The sequence below is a fragment of the Glycomyces tenuis DSM 44171 genome (genome assembly GCF_000427885.1).
Lineage (GTDB): Bacteria > Actinomycetota > Actinomycetes > Mycobacteriales > Micromonosporaceae > Glycomyces > Glycomyces tenuis.
In genome coordinates, this window is sequence record NZ_ATYW01000005.1 from 173498 (window position 1) to 192298 (window position 18801).

The following is an 18801-nucleotide window of genomic DNA, read 5'->3' on the forward strand; positions in this document are numbered from 1 at the left end:
CAGCGACCGGCGCGTTTCCCGGCCGTAAGCGGAGACGGTGACGCGAAGGAAACACCGCGTCGGCCAGGATGGTGGCATGCGAATCCTGGTTGTGGAGGACGAGCCGCTGCTGGCCGAGGCGGTGGCCGAATGGCTGCGCGGCGAAGCGCACGCCGTCGACGTGGCCCTGGACGGCGGCGAGGCGCTCGAGCGCGTCGGCGTCAACGACTACGACGTGGTCGTGCTCGACCGGGACCTGCCGGTGGTGCACGGCGACCAGGTGTGCCGGGCGATCGGCGACGAAGCGGGCGAGACGCGCGTGCTCATGCTCACCGCGGCGGCCGACATCGACGACCGGGTCGCCGGGCTCGCGCTCGGCGCCGACGACTACCTGCCGAAACCGTTCGCGTTCCGCGAGCTCGCCGCCCGCGTCGCCGCCCTCGGCCGCCGGGCCCGGCCCGCCGCGCCGCCGGTCCTCGAGCGCGCCGGGATCCGACTCGACACGCACCACCACCAGGTCTTCCGCGACGGCAGGTACGTGCCGCTGTCGCGCAAGGAGTTCGCCGTGCTCGCCGAGCTCATGCGCGCCGACGGCGCACCGGTCTCGGCCGAGCAGCTGCTCGAGAAGGCCTGGGACGAGCACGTCGACCCGTTCACGCACGCGGTGCGGATGGCGATCCTGAAACTGCGGCGCAAACTCGGCGAGCCGCCGGTGGTGCTGACCGAGCCGGGAGTGGGGTACCGCATCCGATGAGACGGCCCCGCCTGACCCTCCGCGCCCGCCTGACGCTCGTCTACGGCGGGCTGTTCCTGCTCGCCGGGCTGGTGCTGCTGGGCCTGACCTACCTGCTGGTCGAAGGGCAGTTCCCCGACGAGGGGCAGGTCGTCAGCGACGCGGTCCACACGGAGCAGAACCCGCCACCGGGCGCCGAGGAGGAGTGGTCGCACCTCCAAGGCGTCGTCGACGTCACCTGGGACGAGGCGCTCTCGGCGATCCTCACCCAGGGCGGGCTCGCGCTGTTCCTGGTCGGCGCCATCGCCATCGCGATCGGCTACCTGGTGGCCGGGCGCATGCTGCAACCGCTCCAGCGCATCACCGACACCGCCGGGCGGATCGCCGAGGCCCCGGCCGCGGACCGCGGCCTGCACGAGCGCATCAAGCTCGACGGGCCCCGCGACGAGCTCGGGGAGCTCGCCGAGACCTTCAACGTCATGCTCGAGCGGCTCGACCACTCCTTCGACGGGCAGCGGCGGTTCATCGCGAACGCCTCCCACGAGCTGCGCACGCCTTTGACGCTCACCAGGGCGCTCCTCGAAGTCGCCCTGCACCGGCCGAACGCCTCACCGGAGGTGCGGCAGCTCGGCGAGACGCTGCTGGAGATCAACGGACGCCACGAGCGGCTCATCGAAGGGCTCCTGCTGCTGACGCGCTCGGACCGCGAACTCACCGAGCGGTCCTATGTCGACCTGGCCGACCTCGCCGAGCACGTCGCCGCCCAGACCCCGGCCGAGGGCCGCGAGATCGCCGTCGAGGCCGCCGAGGCCCCGGTGACGGGCGACCCGGTGCTGCTGGAGCGGCTGGTGCACAACCTCGTCGAGAACGCGGTGCGCTACAACGTGGACGGCGGCCGGGTGCGGGTGCGGACCGGCGCGCGAGGCGGGGCGGCGGTGCTGGAGGTGTCCAACACCGGCCCGGCGGTGCCCGCCTACGAGGTGGCGGCCCTGTTCGAGCCGTTCCGGCGGCTCGGGGCCGAGCGCCTCGCGAACACGCCCGGCGCGGGACTGGGCCTGTCGATCGTGCGGGCGGTGGCCAGAGCGCACGGCGGCGAGGCCGACGCGGCGCCGCGCGAGGGCGGCGGCCTGACCGTCACCGTCACGCTGCCCGCGGCCGAGACGCCGGTCAGTTCGGCATGAGCTTGGCGACCTCGGCCTCGAGGCGCTGGCGGGTCATCCGCAGCTGCTCCTCGGCGACCTCGACCGCCTCGAGGAAGCTGCGGGCCTTGACCAGCTGCCTGATGCGCTCCTCGGCTTCGCTGTCGCCCTCGCCCCGGTTCTGGTCGCGGTACTCGGCGACCGCCCGGTCGGCCTCGACCTGGGCCTTCTCCTGGGTGCGGCGCATGAGCTCGGCGGCCTGCGCCCGCGCCTGCCCGATGATCTGCCTCGAGTAGTGCTGGGCCTGGTCGACGTAGCTCTCGGCCTGCTGCTGGGCCCTGGCGACCAGCATGACCGCGTTCGTCGTCGGCGTCTGGACCGTCTGCTGGAGCCGCTTGTCGCTCTGCTGCGACTGCCACGAGCGCAGCGCCTCGCGGAGCTTGTCGGCGTCGGCCTGGAGGGCGGCCTCCCGCTGGTCGCGGCTGGCCAGCTCGTCGGCGACCTTCGCCAGGAAGCGGTGGACCTCGTCGGGCTGGTAGCCGCGGCGCGTCAGGCTCGTCATCGGGAACCTGGCCTTGTTGACCTGTCCGGCGGTCACTTTCGCGCCGGACGAGCGGTAGCTGTACATCGTCATATGTCCTCTCACTCGCCCAAGGACTCGTAGTGGATCGCACCGGCCGGGACGCCGGAGTCGACGAGCAGCTTGTGGCTCGCCTCCACCATGCCGGTCGGTCCGCACAGGTAGATTTCGGCGCCGGTGCAGCGCCGGTGGGCAAGGGCGAGCTCCGCTGGGGAGCCGGAGGGGACGCCGCGGCCGAAGAGGTCCTCGTCGGCGCACGGCGCGAAGTCGAGCCAGTCGTACTCGGCCGCCATGGACCGCATCCCGTCCAGGTCGTACAGGCCGCTCGCGGCGCGCGAGCCCCAGTAGAGGGCGACCGGCCGCGGTGCGGCGGCGACCTGCTCGACGAGGGCCTTCATGGGGGCCAGGCCGGTGCCTCCGGCGAGCATGACGATCGGGCGCGGCGCGGCCTCGCGGCGCATGACCAGGCCGGTGCCGACGGCCGGGCCCACCCGGATGGCGTCGCCGGGCTGGACGAGGGTGACCAGTGCCGTGGACACCTGCCCGCCGTCGACGGCGCGGACGTGGAGGTCGATGGTGCCGTCGGCTCTGGGGGCGTTCGCGGGCGTGTAGTAGCGCCAGACCCTGGGCCGCCAGTTCGTGCAGAGGGTGACCGACTGCCCGGGGAGGTAGTCGAGCCGGGGGGAGGTGGCGATGGTGATCACGGCGGTGTCGAGGTCGCGCCGGTCGTGCGCGACGACCTCGGCGTCCCACCAGGCGGGGGCGCGGTGCGCGGCCTCGTCGGCGGCGTCGGCCATGGTCTGGGCGACCAGGTCGTAGGCCGCGGACCAGTCGGAGGCGATGGCGGGGGTCCAGTGCGGACCGCTGAAGTGCTCGAGCGTGGCCAGCAGGGCCTGGCCGACGGCCGGGTAGTGGTCGCGGAGCGCGCCGAATTTGCGGTGGTCGCGGCCGAGCTGCTGGAGGTGGGGGACGACCCGCTCGATGGTGTCGACGTTGCTGATCACGGTTCCCAGCGCGGCCACGAGCTTGTCTCGCTGCGAGGCCATGTTCATCGGGAACATGTCGCGCACCTCGGGGTGGGTGAGGAACAGTGTGGAGTAGAAGTACAGAGGGACCTGCTCGCCGTGGGAGGCGACCAGGCTCCAGTTCTTCTTCAGCCTGTCGGCGTTGATCATGCGATCGGCGTCAGGCTTCGATGATGTCCGGGGCGACCGAGGCGAGGACCTGCTCGACCGACTCGATGATGTCGCGGGGGACCTCGAGTTCCTCGAGGACGGCGGTGAGGTGCATGCCGACGGCCTTGTACTGGCCGGGGCTGATGTCCATGCCGCGGTGGGCCTCGGCGAGCTCGCGGCCGGCGTAGGCCTTGGGGCCGTCGAGGACCTGGGAGATCAGGGCCACCTGGTGGCGCTTGAGCTGGGGGAGGTCGGTGCCGGTGAAGAAGTCGGACAGTTCGTCGTCGGCGAGGAGCCTGCGGTAGAAGCGGTCGACGGCCTCGGTGACGGCGGGCGCTCCGCCGATTCGGTCGTATGCCGACATCGCTGGTGCATCTGCGGTATTCATGGTGTCCTTTCCTCGAATGGGATGTCTCATCCGAGGCCAGATGTTACTCACCCCGCCAAGCCAAGTCCATAGTGTTACTCATGTTTTTACGTGTTCATCCCGGATATAGCACAAGGTGAGGAAATGACGACACTGTGCCAAATGGATCTTTGCGAATCCGCAATTGAAACCATCGAATGTGGCCCATGAGGCCATAGGAGGGCGACTGCGGAGCGCCCAGGCGGTACCGGACACACACCGGACACTGACCCCGAAACCGCAGCCGCACCGGAGGGCTTCCCGGCGGCCGCGAGCAACGCGGCCGACCGGCGCGGGCCCGGCCGCCGCGGCCTCGTCCGTGTCCGGCCGCCCGGACTCGCCCCTCCCCCGCGCGGGGCGACACAGCGAACGAGCCGGGAGGGCGGCGACACGGCCGGTCGCCGCGGGCGGCACCGCGGCGCCGGCCCCCGCCCGGCCCGTACCGCTCGCGGGCATGAAAAAAGGCCCTGTCACCAGGGCCTGAACGAGCCGCCTGTCGGAATCGAACCGACGACCTTGTTATTACGAGTAACACGCTCTGCCGACTGAGCTAAGGCGGCGGGGTCCCTCACGCACCCGCCAGAGCTCGCTTATCCTTGCTGCCTTCCGGCCCTGGGGAGGTTCACAAGATGACGCCGCATGAGGGACGGCCATAGCCTACCTCACCGAGCCGGTGTCCCCAAGGCGGGCGCGGGACCCGAGTCGCGAACGTCACCGCCGCTCACCCTGTGGGTGGCCCACTGCGGCATCGGGTAAGCTTCCCGGCGGAGGATTCGCATAGTGGCCTAGTGCGCTCGCTTGGAAAGCGGGTTGGGTGTTAAAGCCCTCAGGGGTTCGAATCCCCTATCCTCCGCCAGGATATACGCGGTTTACCTGCGAAAACATCAGCCGATCGGTTCTCACGAGCTGGTCGGCTTTTTGCTGCACGCGTCCGATCCTTGCCGTTGTTGTCCTCTGTTGGAGGCGCACGGGGGATGCAGTCCACTTTGACCTCATCAGTAGAGACCGGGCTCACTGAGCATGATCTGGTCGTGGTTCCGGGTGTCGGGTCTGGCCGACCCCTCCGCACTGCGGAGGTCAACCGAAGGCGGTTGTCACGTTCAAGCTTGAACATATGTACTCCCCGCGCAGCGGGGAAGGCTGTGTTTCGTTTGGGGCCCGGAACCACCTGACGGGACCCTGAAATCCAGGGTTGCGAACTGATGGAGGCCGGGTTCATCGGCCGGGACGATCCGCTGGACCGGCGACTGGGCGGCCCCGCTCACATGCCCCCGCGGGACTCCTTCCGACCGCCCGGCCGGAGACGCCGCCGCCCGGCTCGGTCCGTGTCGGACCGGCCGGGCGGAGATGTGCGGCGGGGATTCGGCCTCAGGCGCGGGAGACGACGTCCTGGACGGCCTCCAGGGCGACATCGGGCGCGTCGACGTAGATGTAGTGCCCGCTGCCTTCGGCGGTGTCCAGGCGGCTGTCGCTGGAGAGGGCCAGCCAGGCGTTCTGGCCCGCGGTCCAGTCCTCCTCCAGGCCCGCTCCGTACTCGGGGGACGCTTCGGCGAGGTACTGCACCCCGTGCTGGATCACCCGCACCGGGATGTCGCCCGCCGACTCCACCTCGCCGTCGGTGAAGACCAGTTGCTCGTGGTTCTCGCCCGCGAAGACCGCCAGCGTCCCGGCCCGCAGCTCGGCCGAAGGGCCGGTCGCGTCCTCGGGGATCCGCTCCTCCATGTCGCCGACCGCGGTCGGCGAGGTGGCGTCCAGCAGCACCAGACCGGCGACCTTGTCCTGGTGGTCGGGGGCGTACCTGCCGGCGATCAGCCCGCCCATCGAGTGGCCGACGAGGACGACGGGCTCGCCGCCGCCGATCGTGTCGATGACGCCGTTCAGCGTCTCACCGACGGCCGCGTAGTCCTGCGGGCCGTCGGGCCGGTCGCTCGCGCCCGCGCCGAGGCGGTCGTAGGAGCACGCCCGGCTGTCGGCGCTGATCGCCTCCTGGAAGTCGGCCATCGCGGTCAGGTCGTCGCCACCGCCGTGCAGGAGGAGGACGGTCGGGCCGTCGGCCTCGGGGTCGCCGGAGCACGAGATGTTCACGGTGTGGTCGCCGATGGTGAACGTCTCGGTGCCGGTGAGCAGCGCGCCCGCGACCTCGTCGGCCGCGCTGTCCATCTCCGACTCGAACTCCTCGACCGCGTCGTCCACTTCCGAGCTGCCGCAGCCGACGAGCGCCGCACCGGCCAGCACGCAACCCGCCACGGTGGCCGCCGTCTTCCCGATCCTCTTGCGGTTCATGCTTTCTCCTCCATCACGAGAATGTCCGTCTTATTGCAATCGAGACTATTGAGCAGGCGGCCCGGCATCATCCCCATTCGGTGGACACTTCCCCGTAGCTCGCATGGGGGACAAAAGGAAGCCTCCCGGCGGATCCGCTCTGAGGCGGGTCCGCCGGGAGGCTTCCTCGGTGTTCGGGGCCTAGCCGATCGTGCCGCAGTGCGGCTCGATGGTCTCGGCGAGCGTGGCGCCGTCGGCCTCCTCGACGCCGAAGAGCTCGGCGATGTCGCGGGCGAGGGTCTCCTCCTCCTTGCCCTCCTCGATCTGCCGGCAGGCCTCCTCGAGCTTGCCGAGCAGTTCCGTCGGGTCGACGTCGGGCGCGATCTCCATGACCTCGGAGGCGACGTCGGTGGGCAGCTCGGTGGGGAGGTCGGGGACGAGCTCCTCCAGGGATTCGTCGAAGGAGGGCGCGCTGGGCGCCTCGTCGAGGGGCAGCTCTTCGCCGCAGGCGGTGAGCGCGAGGGCCGCGCCCAGGGCGAGCGCCGCGAGTGCACGTCGTGCCATGGAACTTGCTCCGTTCGTCGAGGATTCCCGACCACGGTAACCGACGGGGCCGGCCGGCAGCGCCTTCGAACGGCGCGGCGGGAGCGCGCGGGCGGCGAGTCCGTCTGCGTATCATGGGGTCCGACTACCCCCGGGATGTTGGATGAGACTCGACCGCCAAGCAGTCCTAGCGGACAAATCCCTGCTCCTGCTCGATTTCGACGGGCCGGTGTGCAGTGTCTTCGCCGGTTACCCTGCGCCGACCGTCGCCGCCGAACTGGTCGAGCGCGTCCGCGGGTTCTCCCCGCGTCTGGCCGCCGAGCTGGGGGGCGAGACGGACCCGATGCGGGTCCTCCGCGCCGCGGCCGAGGCCCTGCCGAAGCACACGGTCGACCGGATCGACGAGTTCCTGTGCCGCGCCGAGCTCCGCGCCATCGACACGGCGACCCCCACACCGGGCACACCGGACCTGATCGAGGCCGCCCGCCGCGACGGGAAGACCGTCGGGATCGTCAGCAACAACTGCCCGCGGGCCATCGCCGAGCACCTGCGGCGGACCGGCCTGGACGCCCACATCTCGCTCGTCGTGGCCAGGCCCTACGGCCGCCCGCGGCGCATGAAGCCCGACCCGTACCTGCTGATCCGGGCGCTGTCCTCCACCGGCACCGACCCGGCCCGGGCCTGCTTCATCGGCGACTCGGTCACCGACATCGAGGCCGGCCGGGCGGTGGGCGTCACCACGATCGGCTACGCCAACCGGCCCGGCAAGGCCGAGCCGATGGCGGCGGCGGGCGCCTCGCTCGTCGTCACCGAGCTCTAGCCGTCTCGGTGATCACCCACTGGTGGTAGGCGGGGTTGGCGGCCATCACCGGCAGCGCGATGACGCACGGCACCTCGTAGGGGTGCAGTTCACCGACCCGGTCGACGATCGTCGGCACCAGCGAGGCCCGCGTGTGGAAGCGGACGCGTTCCTCGGGCTGGTGTTCGAGCTCGCCGTCCCAGCGGTAGGTCGACTGGACCCAGTCGGAGCGCTGCCCGCACGCGACGAGGCGCTCGGCGACGAGCGTCTCGACCATCTGCTGCATCAGGCTGGTGCGCGGGCCGGTCACCACGAGCTCGCAGATCGGTTCGGGATCCGGTGCCTGCTGGTCCACGACTCCCCCTCTCGAATGCGGCGGGGCGGAACCGTTCTCGGTCCCGCCCCGTCATTGTCGGTTTGTTCGTTCGTCGCCCTCGCCGCGGCTAAGCGCCGCCCTCGCCGGCCATGCCGCCCCTCGGCCCGGCTCCCGGGCTCTTCGGCGGCATCGTGCCGGTTCCGGCGCCGGGGCTCTTCGGGGCGCGCTCGCCGGCCAGCGCGGCCGGAGGCGTGTCCGGGATCCCGGCGGGCTTGTCGGCCCCGCGGAACGTCAGGTGCGCGTTCTCGATGTCCTTCGGGTCGCCCTCGACGTCGACGATGACGATCTGCCCGGCCACGAACTCGTTGAACAGGATCTTCTCCGAGAGCGTGTCCTCGATCTCGCGCTGGATCGTGCGGCGCAGCGGCCGGGCGCCCAGCACCGGGTCGTAGCCCTTGTGCCCGAGGTACAGCTTGGCGTTCGAGGTGAGCTCGAGCGCCATGTCGCGGTTCGCGAGCTGGTCCTCGATGCGCTTGACCATGAGATCGACGATCTCGACGATCTCGGGCTCGGACAGCTTCGGGAACACGATGGTGTCGTCGATGCGGTTGAGGAACTCCGGCCTGAAGTGGTTCTTCAGCTCGTCGGAGACCTTCTCCTTCATCCGCTCGTAGTCGTTCTCGGCCTCGTCGCCGGACTGGAAGCCCAGCGTGACGGCCTTGCCGACGTCCCGCGAACCGAGGTTCGTGGTCAGGATGAGCACCGTGTTCTTGAAGTCGACGATCCGGCCCTGGCCGTCGGTCAGGCGCCCGTCCTCGAGGATCTGCAGGAGCGTGTTGAACACGTCCGGGTGGGCCTTCTCGATCTCGTCGAACAGGACCACGCTGAACGGCTTCCTGCGGACCTTCTCGGTGAGCTGCCCGCCCTCGTCGTAGCCGACGTAGCCGGGAGGCGCGCCGACCAGGCGCGAGACCGTGTAGCGGTCGTGGAACTCGGACATGTCGAGCTGGATGAGCGCGTCCTCGGAGCCGAACAGGAACTCCGCGAGCGCCTTGGCCAGCTCGGTCTTGCCGACGCCCGAGGGGCCGGCGAAGATGAACGAGCCGGACGGGCGCTTCGGGTCCTTGAGCCCGGCGCGGGTGCGGCGGATCGCCTGCGAGACGGCCTTGACGGCGTCGATCTGGCCGATGATCCGCTTGTGCAGCTCGTCCTCCATGCGGAGCAGGCGGCTGGTCTCCTCCTCGGTGAGCTTGTACACCGGGATGCCGGTCCAGTTCGCGAGGACCTCGGAGATCATCTCCTCGTCGACCTCGGTGACCTGGTCGAGGTCGCCGGCCTTCCATTCCTGCTCGCGCTTGGTGCGCTTCTCGTGCAGGCGCTTCTCGGCGTCCCGCAGGCGCGCGGCGGCCTCGAAGTCCTGCGCGTCGATCGCGGACTCCTTGTCGCGGCGGGTCTCGGCGATCTCCTCGTCGATCTCGCGCAGGTCCGGCGGCGCGGTCATGCGGCGGATCCGCATCCGGGCCCCGGCCTCGTCGATCAGGTCGATCGCCTTGTCCGGCAGGAAGCGGTCCGAGATGTACCGGTCCGCGAGCGTCGCGGCCTGCACCAGGGCGCCGTCGGTGATGGAGACTCGGTGGTGCGCCTCGTAGCGGTCCCTGAGGCCCTTGAGGATCTCGATGGTGTGCGACAGGCTCGGCTCGGCGACCTGGATCGGCTGGAAGCGGCGCTCGAGCGCGGCGTCCTTCTCCAGGTACTTGCGGTACTCGTCGAGCGTGGTGGCGCCGATCGTCTGGAGCTCGCCGCGAGCGAGCATCGGCTTGAGGATCGAGGCGGCGTCGATCGCGCCCTCGGCGGCGCCTGCGCCGACGAGCGTGTGGATCTCGTCGATGAACAGGATGATGTCGCCGCGGGTCTTGATCTCCTTGAGGACCTTCTTCAGGCGCTCCTCGAAGTCACCGCGGTAGCGCGAGCCCGCGACCAGGGCGCCCAGGTCCAGCGTGTAGAGCTGCTTCTCCTTGAGCGTCTCGGGGACCTCGCCCTTGGTGATCGCCTGCGCCAGGCCTTCGACGGCGGCGGTCTTGCCGACGCCGGGCTCGCCGATGAGCACCGGGTTGTTCTTGGTGCGGCGGCTCAAGACCTGCATGACGCGCTCGATCTCGCGCTGACGGCCGATGACCGGGTCGAGCTTGCCGTCCCGGGCGGCCTGGGTCAGATTGCGGCCGAACTGATCCAACACGAGCGAACCGGACTGCTGCGACTCGGAGGTCGTGGCGCCGGTGGTGGCGCCGGCCGGCTCCTTGCCCTGGTAGCCGGACAGCAGCTGCAGCACCTGCTGGCGGACCCGGTTGAGGTCGGCGCCGAGCTTGATGAGCACCTGCGCGGCCACGCCCTCACCCTCGCGGATGAGGCCGAGCAGGATGTGTTCGGTTCCAATGTAGTTGTGGCCGAGCTGGAGCGCCTCGCGCAGGCTCAGCTCGAGCACCTTCTTCGCCCGGGGGGTGAAGGGGATGTGCCCGGCGGGGGCCTGCTGACCCTGGCCTATGATCTCCTCGACCTGCTGACGGACGCCTTCGAGGGAGATGCCCAGACTCTCCAGGGCCTTCGCCGCCACGCCTTCGCCCTCGTGGATGAGGCCGAGCAGGATGTGTTCCGTGCCGATGTAGTTGTGGTTGAGCATCCTGGCCTCTTCTTGGGCCAGGACGACCACGCGTCGAGCACGGTCGGTAAACCGTTCAAACATGCGCTTCTGCTCCTCGCACTGCAAAGTTACGGCTCGCGAGCTTCGCCGCGGTGGCGCCGCTACTTGTCGTCAATACTGGTCGTGGCTTGCAAAACCCTGTGGGTACACCTTATCTCCCGAGTCTGCGGACCACGGGCGCCACGTGGGTGACAACAAGCGTGCCCCCTGGCCCATTCCCATCGAGAAAACGTTCGCTGTGAGCGCAATGCCGCCTCCTTCTGCCGGTTCCACCGATCCAATGGTGCCTCGCGCCTGTGACAGGGAGGTGAAAGACCACCGTTTCGGCTGGGGGTGCCTGGTGGACCAGGGCGAGGCGGTATCCGAGTCCGTTTGTTCGCTCGCAGTGCCAAGTTATGGCTCGCAAGCTTCGCCACGTGGGCGGAAGGGTACCCAGATATCGGTGTTTATATCTGGGTACCCGACAACGCAGCCTTCCTTACAGGGCGAGCGCAGCGAGCACGATGTCGGGTGGTGGTGGGCGACGGGCACACGACCAGCCGCCGCAAAGCGGCGTCCGGTTCGGGTGGTGGTGGGCGACGGGCGGGACAAATGGGCCGGGTACCGCCCGGTCTGGTCCACCGGGCACCCCCGACCCGGGGCCTGGACGCGCGAAACGCCCGCGTCCGTGAGCGGAGGCGGGCGTTCGGCCGATCGTGGTCGCCTTTAGCGCGACGCGTTGTATTCCTCGACGATGCTCTGGGGAATGCGGCCGCGCGGGGACACCTTCTTGCCGTTGCGCTCGGCCCACTCGCGGATCGCCTTGTTCTGCTCGCGGTCGCCGGCGGGGCGGCGCACCGAGGTGCCCCGGGCCGGTCCGCGCACGGCGCCGACAGTGTAGCGGCCGAGCTTGGTGCCGGCCTCCTGGAATTTCGCCAGGGATTGGCGGAGTTCATTGGCGTGCGCAGGGGAAAGGTCGATCTCGTAGGCCTGCCCGTCGATGGCGAATTTGACGGTCTCCTCAGCCTTGCCGCCGTCGATATCGTCGATCAGGATGACCTGTGTCTTCTTCGCCATGGCAAATTCCTCTCGATGAGCTAGCGACTGGACGCTTACCGGCAAACCGTTGTCAATGCAAGAGCATATACGAGTCCCTTAGAGATGCGAAAGAGGGTCTCGGAGAAAGATCAGGCGGTCTCGTCTTCGAGGCGAATAAGGCCGCGAGGCCGTGAAAGGGACCGCTCCATCCGGTGCGGCGGCGCGGTCCAATTCTTTATTCCGGTTTCACCAGCGGGAAGAGGATCGTCTCTCGGATACCGAGTCCGGTGAGCGCCATAAGCAGCCGGTCGATTCCCATGCCCATGCCGCCGGTGGGCGGCATTCCGTATTCCATCGCCCGCAGGAAGTCCTCGTCGACGCCCATGGCCTCGTCGTCGCCTTTCGCGGCCAGCCTGGCCTGCGCTTCGAGGCGTTCACGCTGGACGACCGGGTCGACCAGCTCCGAATAGCCGGTGGCGAGTTCGAATCCGCGGACGTACAGGTCCCATTTCTCGGTCAGCCCGGGCAGGGACCGGTGACCGCGGGTGAGCGGCGAGGTCTCCTCGGGGTAGTCGTACACGAACGTCGGCGCCCGAAGCTCCGGGACGACGAGGTGCTCGAACAATTCCTCGGCGAGTTTCCCCGGTCCCCACACGGGGTCGACTCCGAGCTCGACTTTGTCGGCGTAAGCCCGCAGCGTCTCCATCGACGTGTCGACGGTCACTTCTTCGCCGAGTGCGTCGGAAAGGGAGCCGAAGAGGGTGATCTCGGCCCAATCGCCGCCCAGGTCGTAGCTCGAGCCGTCGGCGAGTTCGACGGTATGGGAGCCGAAGACGGACTCGGCGGCGCCTTGAATGAGCGTTTTGGTCAGTTCGCCGATCACGCGGTAGTCGGCGTAGGCCTGATACACCTCGAGCATCGCGAACTCGGGAGAATGCGAGGAATCGGCGCCCTCGTTGCGGAAGTTCCGGTTGATCTCGAATACGCGGTCGATGCCGCCGACCACGCACCGTTTCAAATACAACTCGGGCGCGATGCGCATGTACAGATCGATGTCGTACGCATTCATATGCGTGACGAACGGCCGGGCGGTGGCCCCGCCGGGCTGGACCTGCATCATCGGCGTCTCGACTTCGACGAAGTCGCCGTCGTGGAGTCGCTCGCGAATGGAGCGGATGACCGCGGCCCGGCGGCGCGCGGTGTCGCGGGCCTCGGGGCGCATGATGAGGTCGACGTAGCGCTGGCGGACGCGGGTCTCCTCGGCGAGCGGCTTGTGGGCCACCGGCAGCGGCCTGAGGGCCTTGGCGGTGATCGTGAAGGAGTCGGCCATGACCGACAGCTCGCCGCGCTTGGAGGTGACGACCTCGCCGGTGACGCCGAGGTGGTCGCCGATGTCGACCAGGCGCTTGAAGTCGGCGAGGGCCTCGGCCCCGACCTTGGCCTGGGAGAGCATCACCTGGAACTCGGTGCCGTCGCCGTCGCGCAGGCGCGCGAAGCACAGCTTCCCGGCGGTGCGCACGAAGATGACGCGGCCGACGGTGGCGACGGTGGTGCCGGAGGACTCGCCGGCCTCCAGGCCCGCGAAGCGTTCGCGCAGCTCGGCGAGGGTGTGCGTGCGCGAATAGCCGAGCGCGTACGGCTGCTTGCCCTCGGACAGGAGGGCGGCGCGCTTCTCGCGCCTGATCCTCATCTGCTCGGGAAGGTCGTCGCCGGTCTCTGTGGGCTGCTCGTGCTCGGTCACGTCTTACAGGGTAAACGCCGCTTCCGGGGCACGGCATGCGAGTTTCGCCGCACCCCCGGCGGATCACAGACCGTCCGGCGTCTCCACGGGCGGCGCCTCCACGGCGAACGCCGGGTAGCCGACGACGCGGTCGGTGTGGCCGGTGGTGTCGGCGGAGGTGCCGAGCGCGAGCTGGCGCGGGCGCCGCCCGGTCGCGTCGGCCCAGGCGACGGTGCCGCGCAGGGCGAACACGCCGCAGGCGTGGGTGGTGGAGATCTCGCGGGGACGCAGGCCTCGGATGGCCTCGGCGGTGCCCCCGTCGATGCGGCGGGCGGTCTCCAGGTCGTGGTAGTGCGACAGGTCGGTCGAGCACAGCAGGACGGCGCCCTCCCCGGCCTCGGCCAGGAGCGAGGCGATGACGCGCGCGGTGTCGGGCGTCTGGCTCATGCCGACGGCCACGGGCGTGACGGTGAAGCCCTCGCCGAGGGCGACCTGGAGGAACGGCAGCTGCACTTCCAGGGAGTGCTCCTCGGTGTGCGGGAGCCGCGAGGAGCCGACGACCCCCGTGGGCGCGGCCTCGATGAGCCCGAGCGGCGTCTCCCAGGCCGTGTAGGGGGCGGCGGCGTGCCCGCGCAGCGGGTGGTGGTGGGAGGGGCCGACGAGGACCACGCGCTCGATGCGGTCGCGGTGGCGGGCCAGGCGCGCGTACACCTCGGCGGCCACGCGTCCGGAGAAGCGGTGTCCGGCGTGGGGCACGATGTAGGCGCGCGCGAGCGGCTCGCCGCTCGGGACGTCGACCGCGTCGACGAGACGGGCGGTCTCGGCGCGGAGGCGGTCGGGGTCGGCGGAGTAGAACCGTCCGGCGACGGCCGGCGGCCTGACGGTGTCTGATGTCGTCAAGGGCATGTTCTCGCGTCTCTCGGGTTATGGTTCCTGCTGTGCTGTACCGGGCCACCAGCTGGGCTGTGTTACTTATGGGACGATGCGGTGAGGCGGATCGGTTGCCGCCTCGGACCCCAGTCTCCGGCCTTTCCCTCGTAGACACCGGGAATGTTCACGCCGCAGAATGAGCATTGTCCGGAATTTGACAACGCATAACGGTCAATCCGGTACCAATCGCGGATCACGAGAGCTTCGCCACAGCCGGGGCAGTAGGTCGTCTGGTTCGCCGTGTCGTGGACGTTGCCGGTGTAGACGTAGCGCAGCCCTTCGGCGAGGGCCCTCGCGCGGGCGCGCCTGAGGGTGGCGGGCGGGGTGGGCGGCACGTCGCGCATCTTGAAGTCGGGGTGGAACGCCGTGAAGTGCAGCGGGACGTCCGGGCCGAGGTGCTCGGCGATCCACGCGCACTCGGCGGCGATCTCGGCGTCCGAGTCGTTGTGGCCGGGGATGAGCAGCGTCGTGATCTCGGTCCACACCTCGGTCTCGTGCACGAGGTATTCGAGCGTCTCCAGGACCGTCCCCAGTGAGGCGAACGCGATCTTCTTGTAGAAGTCCTCGGTGAAGGCCTTGAGGTCGATGTTCGCGGCGTCCATGTGGGCGTACAGCTCGGCGCGCGGCTCGGCGTTGATGTACCCGGCCGAGACCGCCACGGCCTTGAGCCCGGCCGCTCGGGCGGCGTCGGCGCAGTCGGCGGCGTACTCGAGGAAGATCGTCGGGTCGTTGTAGGTGAACGCGATCGACTTGCATCCGAGGCGTTTCGCCTCGGCCGCGAGCGTCTCGGGCCCGGCCGCGGAGGCGAGCGTGTCGATCTCGCGGGACTTGGAGATGTCCCAGTTCTGGCAGAAGCGGCACCCCAGGTTGCACCCGGCCGTCCCGAACGACAGGACCGGCGTGCCCGGCAGGAAGTGGTTGAGCGGCTTCTTCTCGATCGGGTCGACGCAGAACCCCGAGGAGCGCCCGTAGGAGGTCAGGACGATCTGATCGCCCGCGCGGGCCCGCACGAAGCACAGCCCCCGCTGGCCGTCGCGCAGGCGGCACGCGCGGGGGCACACGGTGCACTCGATGCGGCCGTCGTCGAGCGCGCGGTGGTGGGCGGTGCCGACGGTGAACTCGTCGGCGCCGTCCACGCGGGGCCTGGCGGCGATCACGACCGGGCCGCCGCAATCGGGGTGATGCGGGCCATACCCCAACGGTAGCGCCCGCGTCGAGGCGCCGAAACGGCGACCGCGCGGCGCCCGGAGCGGGCGCCGCGCGGTCGGAATCGAATGTCGTCAGTTCAGGCGCTTGCCCGTGCTCGCGTGGAACACGTGCTCGTGGCCCGGCTCGGGGACCACGTGGACCGTCTCGGCCAGGCGCGGCACGTCCTTCGACTCGGCGCGGACGACGAAGCGCTCGCTGCCGCCGTTGTAGGTGGCGTGGCCGTAGACGTAGGCCTCCGAGCCGAGCTCCTCGACGAGGTCGACCTCGATCGGGATGCCGCCGGAGGACTCGGTGCCGAGCTTGCAGTGCTCGGGCCGGATGCCGATGGTGACTTCCTGGCTGCCGTTGTCGGCGGTGGCGGCGTCGCGGACCTCGCGGGAGAGCGGAAGCGTGACGTCGCCGAACAGGGCGCCGCCCTCGGTGAGCTTGACGGTCTTGATGTTCATCGCCGGCGAGCCGATGAAGCCCGCGACGAAGACGTTGCCGGGGGTCTCGTAGAGCACTCGCGGCGTGTCGCACTGCTGGAGGACGCCGTCCTTCATCACCGCGATGCGGTGACCCATCGTCATGGCCTCGATCTGGTCGTGCGTGACGTAGACGGTGGTGATGCCCAGGCGCTTCTGGAGCGAGGCGATCTGCGAACGGGTCTGGACGCGCAGCTTGGCGTCGAGGTTCGACAGCGGCTCGTCCATGAGGAACACCTGCGGCTCGCGCACGATGGCGCGGCCCATGGCGACGCGCTGGCGCTGGCCGCCGGACAGGGCCTTGGGCTTGCGGTTGAGGTAGTCGGTCAGGTCGAGGAGCTTCGCGGCTTCCTCCACGCGCTGCTTGATGTCGGCCTTCGGCATGCGGCGCAGCTTGAGGGCGAACGCCATGTTGTCGAAGACGGACATGTGCGGGTAGAGCGCGTAGTTCTGGAAGACCATCGCGATGTCGCGGGACTTCGGCGGGAGGTTGGAGACGTCGGTCTCGTTGATGAACACCGAGCCTTCGTCGATCTCCTCGAGACCGGCGAGCATCCGGAGCGACGTCGACTTGCCGCAACCGGAGGGTCCGACGAGGACGAGGAATTCGCCGTCCTGGATCTCGAGGTTGAGCCGGTCGACGGCGGGTACATCGGAACCCGGGTAGATGCGCGTGGCATCCGAGTAGGTCACTGTGGCCATGATGAGGTCCTTTCACTGGCAGGCACGTGCCAGACGATCCGTTGTAAAAGGCGTGCTTGTACAAGCCGTAGGAAGGACCTCGCTGAAGCGCGGCCCCGCACTGCGACCTGCGCGCCGCAGACGTCGCCGCCGCGGAGCGTGTGGTGAGCCTAACGGCATCTGAATGCCTTTGCCAAGTCGGCGGCGAACGTTTGTCCGATTTCCAAAGGAAAGTTTGCGGAACCGTTACCCGCGTCACTGCGCGTCATCGGACGCGACGCGCCGTCACCGGACGCGCAGCGACTGAAGCAGGGCCTCCTCGCCGGCGACGTCGCAGATGCCGAACGGCAGCCGCCCCCACAGGGCGAGCGCGATGTCCGAGGCCGAGCCCGCCGCGCGCGCCTGGAGGGCCGTGCGCGGCTCGGGGTCGTCGAGCAGCGACACCAGGCCGTCGCGCAGCCGCACGAACCACGTCGCGTCGGCGTCCTGGGCGAACAGCTGCACGAGCCCGCCGGGCTCGGCGTGCGGTCCGCGCCTGATCCCGACCGGGACGAACGCCTCGAACACCTCCGAGATCGCATCGGCGGCGAGCGCGGTGGGCAGCGGCGCGGTGGAGCCGACGGCCATCTGCGCGTCCCAGCGGGCCAGGGCGGTGGCGACGGCGGCGCGCCGCTGCCAGAACTCGGCGTTCCACGGCACGGGCGCCCACGTCCACACCGGCGAGTCGGCCGGGTGGGATTCGAACGCGCGGAGGAGGCGGTCGAGCGATGCGTCGAAGGCGGCGAGCGTCTCGGCCTCGGCCGGGCGCGCGGGCGGCGGCTCGGGGACGCCCTCCTCGACGGCGCCGGACGCGAGGGCGTCGACGGCCCAACCGTAGAGGCGCACGAGCTCGGCCGGCAGATCGGCGATGGTGACGTCGGGGCGGGAGGGGACGAGACGGCCGGGCGCTTCGCGGTCGGCGATCTCCCGCAGCGCGCCGGCCTCGTGCTTCAGCTCGGTCAGGTAGTCCGTGTTCCGTGGCTTCGCCATGGGTGACCGCCGATCGTTGTAGCCCATGAACAGCTTAGGCTTTGCGGCGTGACTGACGCCAGCCCACACGGAAGCGAGCATACCGCGACAGGCCGCGATCGCGGCGCGATGCTCGCGCCATTCACGACGCTGCGGCTCGGCGGCCCGGCGCGGCGCCTGGTGGAGGCGTCGAGCTCCGAGGAGGCCGTCGAGGCGCTGCGCGAGGCCGAGGGCCCGACGCTGGTGCTCGCCGGCGGCAGCAACGTCGTCATCGGCGACGACGGCTTCGACGGGACGGTGGTCCTGCTGCGCGGCGCCGGGATCGAGCCGCTCGACGACGACGTGGTGCGCGTCCAGGCCGGGCAGGTGTGGGACGAGTTCACGGCCTGGGCCGTCGACCACGGCCGCTCCGGCGTCGAGTGCCTCGGCGGCATCCCCGGCTCGGCGGGGGCGACCCCGATCCAGAACGTCGGCGCCTACGGCCAGGAGGTGTCGCAGACGATCGCGGCGGTGCGGGTGTGGGACCGCGAGGCCGACCGGATCCGCGACTGGTCGCCGTCCGAGTGCGGCTTCGCCTACCGGCACAGCGTCTTCAAGCGCGAAAGCCGCTACTTCGTGATGAGCGTCGACTTCCGGCTCGAACCGGGCGGGCTGTCGCGGCCGATCGCGTACGCCGAGGCGGCGAAGCGCCTGGGCGTCGAGGTCGGCGAGCGGGTGCCGCTGAAGCGGGCCAGGGAGGTCGTCCTCGAGCTGCGGCGCGGCAAGGGCATGGTGCTCGACGAGGGCGACCACGACACGTGGAGCGCGGGCTCGTTCTTCACCAACCCGGTGCTCGACCGAGGAGCGTTCCACGCCCTCACCGCGGCCCTGGGCAAGGACGCTCCGCATTGGCCGGTCGGCGAGGGCGAGGTGAAGGTCTCGGCGGCGTGGCTCATCGGCGCGGCGGGCTTCGACAAGGGCCACCGGCGGGGCCGCGTCGGCCTGTCGACGAAGCACACGCTCGCGCTGACCAACCGGGGCGGGGCGACGGCCGCCGAGCTGCTCGCGCTGGCGCGGGAGGTGGCCGACGGCGTCGAGGCGAAGTTCGGCGTCAGACTGCGCCCCGAGCCGGTCCTGGTCGGCGCCTCACTCGATTGAGGCCC

At 70.0% G+C, this 18801-nt stretch carries 16 protein-coding genes, 2 tRNA genes, 1 other RNA gene and 1 pseudogene; 5 read left to right on the top strand and 15 right to left on the bottom strand.

All coding sequences use genetic code 11. From position 1 onward, the window contains the following. The first annotated feature begins 76 nt into the window (after nt 1–76). Together YWW_RS0109630 and YWW_RS0109635 are read left to right on the top strand one after the other, a co-directional pair. Nucleotides 77–733, top strand: a complete 657-nt coding sequence (locus tag YWW_RS0109630; protein WP_026929960.1) for a response regulator transcription factor — start codon at nt 77–79, stop codon at nt 731–733. Next, the gene (locus tag YWW_RS0109635) at nt 730–1893 is read left to right on the top strand and encodes a sensor histidine kinase (RefSeq protein ID WP_026929961.1); all 1164 of its coding nucleotides are present in this window, start codon (nt 730–732) and stop codon (nt 1891–1893) included. The genes YWW_RS0109630 and YWW_RS0109635 overlap by 4 nt, the downstream gene beginning before the upstream one ends. Here YWW_RS0109635 and YWW_RS33950 read toward each other — a convergent pair. The 5 genes from YWW_RS33950 to ffs form a co-directional block, all read right to left on the bottom strand. After that, nucleotides 1880–2485 (bottom strand): DivIVA domain-containing protein, encoded by a 606-nt coding sequence (locus YWW_RS33950; RefSeq protein WP_051325599.1) that lies wholly within the window; start codon nt 2483–2485, stop codon nt 1880–1882. The genes YWW_RS0109635 and YWW_RS33950 overlap by 14 nt on opposite strands. Before the next feature lie 8 nt (nt 2486–2493). After that, nucleotides 2494–3606 carry a globin domain-containing protein gene (locus tag YWW_RS29400; protein WP_051325600.1) on the bottom strand — a complete coding sequence of 371 codons (1113 nt, stop codon included), beginning with the start codon at nt 3604–3606 and terminating at the stop codon, nt 2494–2496. A gap of 10 nt (nt 3607–3616) precedes the next feature. Continuing rightward, a complete protein-coding gene (locus YWW_RS0109650) occupies nt 3617–3994 on the bottom strand; it encodes a group I truncated hemoglobin (RefSeq protein ID WP_211228496.1) in 378 nt (125 codons plus the stop codon). A gap of 505 nt (nt 3995–4499) precedes the next feature. Next, nucleotides 4500–4572: transfer RNA gene (locus YWW_RS0109655), tRNA-Thr, on the bottom strand. Continuing rightward, nucleotides 4570–4663, bottom strand: an RNA gene (ffs, locus tag YWW_RS34955) — signal recognition particle sRNA small type. The genes YWW_RS0109655 and ffs overlap by 3 nt, the downstream gene beginning before the upstream one ends. A 115-nt stretch (nt 4664–4778) precedes the next feature. On the opposite strand from ffs, the gene YWW_RS0109660 reads away from it, so the two are divergent. Continuing rightward, nucleotides 4779–4868 (top strand) — tRNA-Ser (locus tag YWW_RS0109660). A 512-nt stretch (nt 4869–5380) separates the two neighbouring features. On the opposite strand, the gene YWW_RS0109665 is transcribed toward YWW_RS0109660, so the two are convergent. Together YWW_RS0109665 and YWW_RS0109670 are read right to left on the bottom strand one after the other, a co-directional pair. Next, nucleotides 5381–6295: an alpha/beta fold hydrolase gene (locus tag YWW_RS0109665; protein WP_026929963.1), complete on the bottom strand. Its 915-nt coding sequence runs from the start codon at nt 6293–6295 to the stop codon at nt 5381–5383. A gap of 180 nt (nt 6296–6475) precedes the next feature. Beyond that, nucleotides 6476–6838, bottom strand: coding sequence for a hypothetical protein (locus tag YWW_RS0109670; protein ID WP_026929964.1), 363 nt, complete (start codon nt 6836–6838; stop codon nt 6476–6478). A 142-nt stretch (nt 6839–6980) separates the two neighbouring features. Here YWW_RS0109670 and YWW_RS0109675 point away from each other — a divergent pair, with 142 nt between their 5' ends. Beyond that, nucleotides 6981–7637 (top strand): HAD family hydrolase, encoded by a 657-nt coding sequence (locus YWW_RS0109675; protein ID WP_026929965.1) that lies wholly within the window; start codon nt 6981–6983, stop codon nt 7635–7637. Here the strand turns inward: YWW_RS0109675 and cutA are convergent. The 8 genes and pseudogenes from cutA to YWW_RS29410 form a co-directional block, all read right to left on the bottom strand. Then, complete coding sequence (gene cutA / locus YWW_RS0109680; protein WP_211228497.1) at nt 7624–7971, bottom strand: divalent-cation tolerance protein CutA; 348 nt, start codon at nt 7969–7971, stop codon at nt 7624–7626. The two genes, YWW_RS0109675 and cutA, sit on opposite strands and share 14 nt — an antisense overlap. A gap of 190 nt (nt 7972–8161) precedes the next feature. Continuing rightward, nucleotides 8162–10672: pseudogene (locus YWW_RS29405) on the bottom strand (ATP-dependent Clp protease ATP-binding subunit); the annotation flags it as partial. 663 nt (nt 10673–11335) lie between these two features. Next, a complete protein-coding gene (locus YWW_RS0109690; protein ID WP_026929967.1) occupies nt 11336–11686 on the bottom strand; it encodes a histone-like nucleoid-structuring protein Lsr2 in 351 nt (116 codons plus the stop codon). Nucleotides 11687–11882: 196 nt separating this feature from the next. Continuing rightward, nucleotides 11883–13337, bottom strand: a complete 1455-nt coding sequence (lysS, locus tag YWW_RS0109695) for a lysine--tRNA ligase (RefSeq protein WP_155830094.1) — start codon at nt 13335–13337, stop codon at nt 11883–11885. A gap of 114 nt (nt 13338–13451) precedes the next feature. After that, nucleotides 13452–14267, bottom strand: coding sequence for an AmmeMemoRadiSam system protein B (gene amrB, locus YWW_RS0109700; RefSeq protein WP_026929969.1), 816 nt, complete (start codon nt 14265–14267; stop codon nt 13452–13454). A gap of 68 nt (nt 14268–14335) precedes the next feature. Next, nucleotides 14336–15451, bottom strand: a complete 1116-nt coding sequence (gene amrS, locus YWW_RS0109705; protein WP_342673572.1) for an AmmeMemoRadiSam system radical SAM enzyme — start codon at nt 15449–15451, stop codon at nt 14336–14338. 126 nt (nt 15452–15577) lie between these two features. Then, nucleotides 15578–16672 carry an ABC transporter ATP-binding protein gene (locus tag YWW_RS0109710; RefSeq protein ID WP_026929971.1) on the bottom strand — a complete coding sequence of 365 codons (1095 nt, stop codon included), beginning with the start codon at nt 16670–16672 and terminating at the stop codon, nt 15578–15580. Between the two features lie 264 nt (nt 16673–16936). Further along, entirely contained in the window at nt 16937–17680 is a 744-nt protein-coding gene (locus YWW_RS29410; protein ID WP_051325602.1) for a hypothetical protein, read from the bottom strand. Between the two features lie 48 nt (nt 17681–17728). Here YWW_RS29410 and YWW_RS0109720 point away from each other — a divergent pair, with 48 nt between their 5' ends. Beyond that, entirely contained in the window at nt 17729–18796 is a 1068-nt protein-coding gene (locus tag YWW_RS0109720) for a UDP-N-acetylmuramate dehydrogenase (protein ID WP_281170990.1), read from the top strand. Nucleotides 18797–18801: the final 5 nt, after the last annotated feature.

Excerpts from the sequence above, each read along its gene's own strand:
- YWW_RS0109635 (WP_026929961.1), top strand. The coding sequence starts at position 730 with ATGAGACGGCCCCGCCTGACCCTCCGCGCCCGCCTGACGCTCGTCTAC.
- YWW_RS0109690 (WP_026929967.1), bottom strand. The coding sequence starts at position 11,686 with ATGGCGAAGAAGACACAGGTCATCCTGATCGACGATATCGACGGCGGC.
- YWW_RS0109650 (WP_211228496.1), bottom strand. The coding sequence starts at position 3,994 with ATGAATACCGCAGATGCACCAGCGATGTCGGCATACGACCGAATCGGC.
- YWW_RS0109665 (WP_026929963.1), bottom strand. The coding sequence starts at position 6,295 with ATGAACCGCAAGAGGATCGGGAAGACGGCGGCCACCGTGGCGGGTTGC.
- YWW_RS33950 (WP_051325599.1), bottom strand. The coding sequence starts at position 2,485 with ATGACGATGTACAGCTACCGCTCGTCCGGCGCGAAAGTGACCGCCGGA.
- YWW_RS29400 (WP_051325600.1), bottom strand. The coding sequence starts at position 3,606 with ATGATCAACGCCGACAGGCTGAAGAAGAACTGGAGCCTGGTCGCCTCC.
- lysS (WP_155830094.1), bottom strand. The coding sequence starts at position 13,337 with ATGAGGATCAGGCGCGAGAAGCGCGCCGCCCTCCTGTCCGAGGGCAAG.
- YWW_RS29410 (WP_051325602.1), bottom strand. The coding sequence starts at position 17,680 with ATGGCGAAGCCACGGAACACGGACTACCTGACCGAGCTGAAGCACGAG.
- YWW_RS0109675 (WP_026929965.1), top strand. The coding sequence starts at position 6,981 with ATGAGACTCGACCGCCAAGCAGTCCTAGCGGACAAATCCCTGCTCCTG.
- YWW_RS0109670 (WP_026929964.1), bottom strand. The coding sequence starts at position 6,838 with ATGGCACGACGTGCACTCGCGGCGCTCGCCCTGGGCGCGGCCCTCGCG.
- YWW_RS0109630 (WP_026929960.1), top strand. The coding sequence starts at position 77 with ATGCGAATCCTGGTTGTGGAGGACGAGCCGCTGCTGGCCGAGGCGGTG.
- YWW_RS0109710 (WP_026929971.1), bottom strand. The coding sequence starts at position 16,672 with ATGGCCACAGTGACCTACTCGGATGCCACGCGCATCTACCCGGGTTCC.